This is a genomic window from Rhabdochromatium marinum (assembly GCF_016583795.1).
In the GTDB taxonomy this organism is placed as follows: domain Bacteria; phylum Pseudomonadota; class Gammaproteobacteria; order Chromatiales; family Chromatiaceae; genus Rhabdochromatium; species Rhabdochromatium marinum.
Map to the genome: position 1 here is coordinate 1 of NZ_NRRS01000123.1, position 5,284 is coordinate 5,284.

Below are 5,284 nucleotides of genomic sequence, written 5' to 3' on the forward strand. Positions count from 1 at the left end.
GATCTAACGTCAACATGAAACGATCCTGTCACCAAAATGTCGGCAAGTGCGCGTCCAAACGATGCGTGGCACAATGGAGCGCAAACTATAGCATAAGAATTACGCACCTCTAAATTGACGCGGTTTAGCCAGCAAAAAAGCTGCTCGGACATCTTTCGCCAGCCGGTGTCAAGGCTAAGAATGCTGTTATCCGCGCGCCAAGGAACGCTGTTGAACACCATAGACGCAATCAGCGATCCTGTCGCAACAGGATGCCCGAAGCTTAGATGGAACAAAGTCGAGCAATGCAAGATCAGGCCGTTCGCCGAAATTCAGAAGTGTTTCGCATAGCAATGCCACTGCGGGTTCGCTCGCACGATCACATGTCCATTCGCCAACGATTGCGAGAAGTTCTCTGCGTTTCAATAGTTCCTCTTCCCGTCGCTTGAACCAATGATCGATCGAGAACCAAGGGCGGTCAAACTTGAAGTAATCCGACACTTCGCTGTCGAGCGAAGCAAACAGGTGCTGCTTGTCAGAAGTGCAGTAGCCACGTTCTAATTTTTCGATCAACGGGTCGAGGTGCGTCTTCCGCCAGCTAAGTTCTCCAAGCTTATTCGCGACGTCAAAGAAACTGATGAGGGGCATCTCATCCATATGAACGTAGTAGGGTTCAAGCGCTCGTAATTGTGCAAGGTCAGTAACTCCCACGCGCCCGTTGGTTCGTATGCCCCAATGCATGTCGATATATTTCAGCATCTTCTCGGGATCTTCGCAGCTGGTTATCGCCGATCGAGCAAGGGCTAACGTTTCGGGCGTGGCTAGGTAGAGTGCTGCTTGCACGAACAACCGACTCGTCTCAAGCTGATCCCAGTTTTCAATGATGGTCTGGACGGCGAACTCATCGTGCGCATCCATGAGCAGTTCGGAGAGGATGTAATCAGTATCGGTTATCTTGCCTGCGGCAGGTGGACTGCTGCGGCGCTCATCAAAGTAGCGCTGCACGTCCTCGTGCAAGCCGGCAAGACCCACGCGCCGGGCACTTTGCCACCAGTAATGTCCGCCCTGGGTCTTCCAGATGCGCTCCTTGAGCAGTGGAACGGCTGATTGATCCCCTTTTTTCAGCCTTGTCGTCAGCGCGAGATCTGCCAACACTGGATCGGTTTCAAGCACTGCAAGACTGGCAAGTTCATCGCTGGTCGGCGTTTGACACCAGATGCGGAAGGCCGTCTTGCGTTCGAACCGATTGATCCGCCGGTTGCGCCAGACTTGCTCGATCGCTGAGCGGGAGTGCGCGCTCAGAGTCCTTCCAGATCGTTCATTAGACCAAGTAAGTTCGAGGTCGTATGCGAATAGATTGAGGCCGCGGTTCTTTTCCGCTTTTCGGTCAATTTCGGCAGCCACATTTACTGAGTAGAGCACCGCTTCAGGAGAATCGACCTTGCTTAGGATCGAGCCCAGGACATGGGCAAGCCTGCTATCTCGCTTGGCACGTACTACCAGAAAATTGATCGTGCTTGGCTCAGGCTTACGGCTGAATGCCCAAGGAAGCGAATAGCCTGCGATTTCCCAGCGTGGATTGCGGTCGCGCTTATCCTCGCCGTGTTTGATCTTGGTCGGCAACTCTGCCCATAGATCGCACAGCATTTCGGCTAGCGGGTGAGCGATGGGTGGGCAGCATCGAAGCGCAGCCCAGAGCCATCCAGTCGACAATGACTTTTCGTCACTGCGCGCCCATCGAGCAGTGAGAGCGTCACACAACTCGGGGGTACCTATTTCTCCAGCGAGATTGAGTGCACCTTCGAGCAACTTGGGAGAAAGGTCGCTGTTTCCGATCAATTCCGCTAGATCCGGGATGAAATTGGCGTGGCGCGAGAGCGCGTGCGCAATCATGCGGTCGCGCCAAGGATCGTTGATAGCTGGCTCTAAGTTCGCACAAAGCGACGCTCCAGCGTGGGCGTCGCCGTTGCGAACTAGCGCTTCCAATTGCGGAAAGCTGACCGGGAAGTGCCTCGCGAGATCGGCGATGAATGCACCGTCCGCGCGCGCCAGATAGCGTATCGCATGGTGCTTCTTCTGCTCGGCCCCATCCGCTTTGAAGTCCGAAGACTGAATCCATTCCTTGGCGGCTTCGATAAGTAGCCCCTGGCGCACTTCGTCGAGGGTCGCACCTTGGAGGGCCGCGAACAGCGCGACCGGATTCCGTCTCGCAGCTTGAGCTATAGATGTTTCGGAAAGAACTGGCAATGCACCTCCAATCAGTTCGGCATAGAAAGGTTCGGACCAAAGCTCCTTGGTGAAGTGATCGCTCTTGATAAGCCGCGCTATGGCTTGGGTCAACAAGTGATCGCGCACACGATCATGCCGATACATGAGCCGTTCGTCGCCGGTCCCAGCGCGAAGACGGATGATTCTCCCCTGACCAATCAGCCGGCGGATCGCCGCCAGCGTGTCATTATCTCCAGAGAACCAGTCCCTAACTTCACACCATTCTGGGTAAATCGTTCGCTCCTCGACCAGTTGCTCAGCAAGCTTGTCGAGCGCGTTTCGGAGATCGCTCGCGAGAAGTCTGTCGTTAGCGGCCTCCTCGATATTCGCGGTCAAATAGGATTGGATCGCACTCTGAGGGCTTGGTGCCAACCAGTCGCGGTTGAGCCCTATGAGCAATGGATCGTCACCAAGCGCCATCGCAAGATCGTTGCGCTGAAGAGCGGTCAGTTTGAGGCCAGAACCACTCGCTCGCGCCCCGATGGCTTCGACGGCTTCCGAACGCTCGAAGCGCTCCACCATGAACGAGTTGCCAATCACATGATCCCGTAGCTGCGGGTCTGAAAGGCCAGCATTGCCGCGCCAAACAGGGCATAGCAGGCGCCATTGCCGTGCGGGTGTGCTGCATTCTGCATCTGACTTCCCCGTGACTGACCAGCCAACGAGACGTTCGATAATCCGCCGGGGGTTAGTCGAGCGGTTGACATCCTCGACGATGAGCAGGATGGGCTGTTCGGGAGTTGCGAAGGCGAGCGCCGAACAACCACATCCACTGTTGAGCGCTGGCGCCCAATAGCGTAAACCTAGTGCGACCGCTTGCTCGATAGTACTTGCCTGCTCGATGAGTTCGTGCGCCAGGACCAAGGCGATACCACCTTGCGTGAGCCAATCGTCGGCCAATCGGCGCAGGGCAGTGCTTTTACCGAGACCGGATTCGCCGATGACAAAACCCGCGCCGCAGCCCATCCAAGCGAATTCGGCAAGTGCTACATCGAGCGCACGGGGAACCGTGTCGCCGCGCGCGACCAGTGGAAGATGGTCATTCAAAGATTGCTTCGAGATCGCGCGGGCTTGCGAAGCTGAAAGGCGTATTGATTCAGTCCCGAACTGCTGTTCGCGCAGCCATTGGCCTTCGGGGTCGTGGTCGAGGAAACCCGCTATCCGTGAAGCTGGCCAGAGATCGATCCTTAATCCGTCGCCAACAGCAGCGTGAACGTCGCGGATCAGTGCCTCATTCGGATCGGTCGTGCTAGTAAGCACGAGTGTCCCGTCCTGAATTGATTCGCGCACGACTTCTGCCTCAAAAATCGCCTTGGCCTTAACCACATCGCCTTTCCTGTCATCTAGCCATTTCCCACGCAGGTCCTTAGGCGCGGTGATCGTATGCTGAGCAAGTAGGAGGTGACGACCATCGTGATCGATATAAATGTCGATGCCATCGACGGGTGACCGTACAGTTCTACCGCTCGCGTTCGTGCCGACGTGCAGGAGCGACGCATAAGCAGGAACTGCTGCGCGCAGCACGGCAGTGGCCAGCGCCTCGAACTCTTCGGGAGAGGCGAGTTTGCTGAGTTGCTCGCGTGTTTGTGTCACAAGAGATGGCATTTCGGCGTGTCAATGGTCGACGGGCAAAATTTCGATTGTAATCGGCAGGCAACGCAGCACGAGAACAAACCAATCAGGAGATTACCCCATCTTGACTGGCAGCTTTGGCTCGTGAGCGGTCTGAGTGAGCGTATCGCCGACTTGCCGCTACCCGCGTATAGCTGTAACTCGCCGAGGGTTCTGAGGATGAGCAGGAGGCTTCAATGCATCCAACCATAGAGCAGGCCGCACGTATCTTTCTGCAACGGGTCCGCGAACGCTACGATCTGAGCGATGCCTGGCTCTTCGGCAGTCAGGCGAGACAGACGGCTGGCGGCGATAGCGATGCCGACATCGCCGTGCTCTTACGTGGCGCTCGAGGCGCCCCCGGTGCCCGCGTCGATGCCGCCGTGAACATGGCCGGAATCGCCTTCGACGTGATGCTCGAAACAGGTGTGCTCATCGATCCCTTGCTGCTGTGGGAGGACGAATGGGCGCACCCCGAGCGCTTCGAGAACCCGGCGCTCATCGCTAACATCCATCGCGACGGGATGCGTCTGTGACCCCTGATCTGTATCTGGCCAAGTCGCGACCTGCGCTCGCTTCGGCGCCTTTGCTTCCGGCGGATGGCAACACCGAAGGGGCCTGCAATCGCGCCTACTATGCCATTTTTGATGCAGCACACGCAGTCCCCTTTCTGTGATGGCTCCCCGCGTGAAGCGATAGGCCGAGGGGCTTTCCGGAGGGGCTGCGCGGGGGCTGGACCGGCAGAGTCGTCCCAGGCCAACGCCAGCGAGCGACCGCAGTGGCCTCTTCAGTGGACGTTGGAGTCCGTCTGCGGCCGACCGATACGGAGGCCATTCCCCTTTACGACCCTGACCGCCAAGACTTAGGTCCTACTTGTCTTGCGTTTCTCCGAGCCGATCAGCAAGGGATTAGCGCCTCGAGCTTCCTTTCGACTGAACCGGGCGTTCAGGCGATTGCCTGAATCCCCTTCTTCTCGATGACGGTCAGAAGCCGAAGTGCTGGCCCGCCCGGGCGCTTGACGCCTCGCTCCCAGTCCGAGACCAAGTTCTTGCTTACATTAAGGTAACGGGCAAAAACTGGCTGAGAAAGATGCTCGCGCTCACGCAGAGCGCGAATGGCCTCAGGAGAGAGGGGCTCGACTGGCGTCAGACAAGCGTCATCGAATTCGCGCATTGTCTGCTTGTCGATGGCACCTACCTCTTGGAGGGCCTCCATGGTCTCGTGAATCGAAGCCATCGCGTCGCTACGATACTGTCTAGCCATCCTGTTCAACCTGCTCCAAATTTTGTACTCAAATGCACGCATTCGGTCATTCGCTCTCCGTTGATAGCACCATGACTGGCGAGCAACTGGAGTCCTGGTTGAGCAGTCCCAACCGATGGCGCTCAGTCCGTTCCAGCAAGATCGTTTTTACCTTTCGGTACGG

General features: G+C 57.1%; 4 protein-coding genes. 2 read left to right on the forward strand and 2 right to left on the reverse strand.

Features of this window, described 5'->3' with window-relative positions; all coding sequences use genetic code 11:
- Positions 1–186 precede the first annotated feature (186 nt).
- Positions 187–3,852: a hypothetical protein gene (locus CKO36_RS18395; protein WP_200286366.1), complete on the reverse strand. Its 3,666-nt coding sequence runs from the start codon at positions 3,850–3,852 to the stop codon at positions 187–189.
- Between the two features lie 203 nt (positions 3,853–4,055).
- On the opposite strand from CKO36_RS18395, the gene CKO36_RS18400 reads away from it, so the two are divergent.
- Both CKO36_RS18400 and CKO36_RS18405 read left to right on the forward strand, forming a co-directional pair.
- A complete protein-coding gene (locus tag CKO36_RS18400; RefSeq protein ID WP_200286367.1) occupies positions 4,056–4,394 on the forward strand; it encodes a nucleotidyltransferase domain-containing protein in 339 nt (112 codons plus the stop codon).
- Positions 4,391–4,534 carry a hypothetical protein gene (locus CKO36_RS18405; RefSeq protein WP_200286368.1) on the forward strand — a complete coding sequence of 48 codons (144 nt, stop codon included), beginning with the start codon at positions 4,391–4,393 and terminating at the stop codon, positions 4,532–4,534. Before CKO36_RS18400 ends, CKO36_RS18405 begins: the two co-directional genes overlap by 4 nt.
- A gap of 269 nt (positions 4,535–4,803) precedes the next feature.
- On the opposite strand, the gene CKO36_RS18410 is transcribed toward CKO36_RS18405, so the two are convergent.
- Entirely contained in the window at positions 4,804–5,094 is a 291-nt protein-coding gene (locus CKO36_RS18410) for a helix-turn-helix domain-containing protein (protein ID WP_476705515.1), read from the reverse strand.
- Positions 5,095–5,284: the final 190 nt, after the last annotated feature.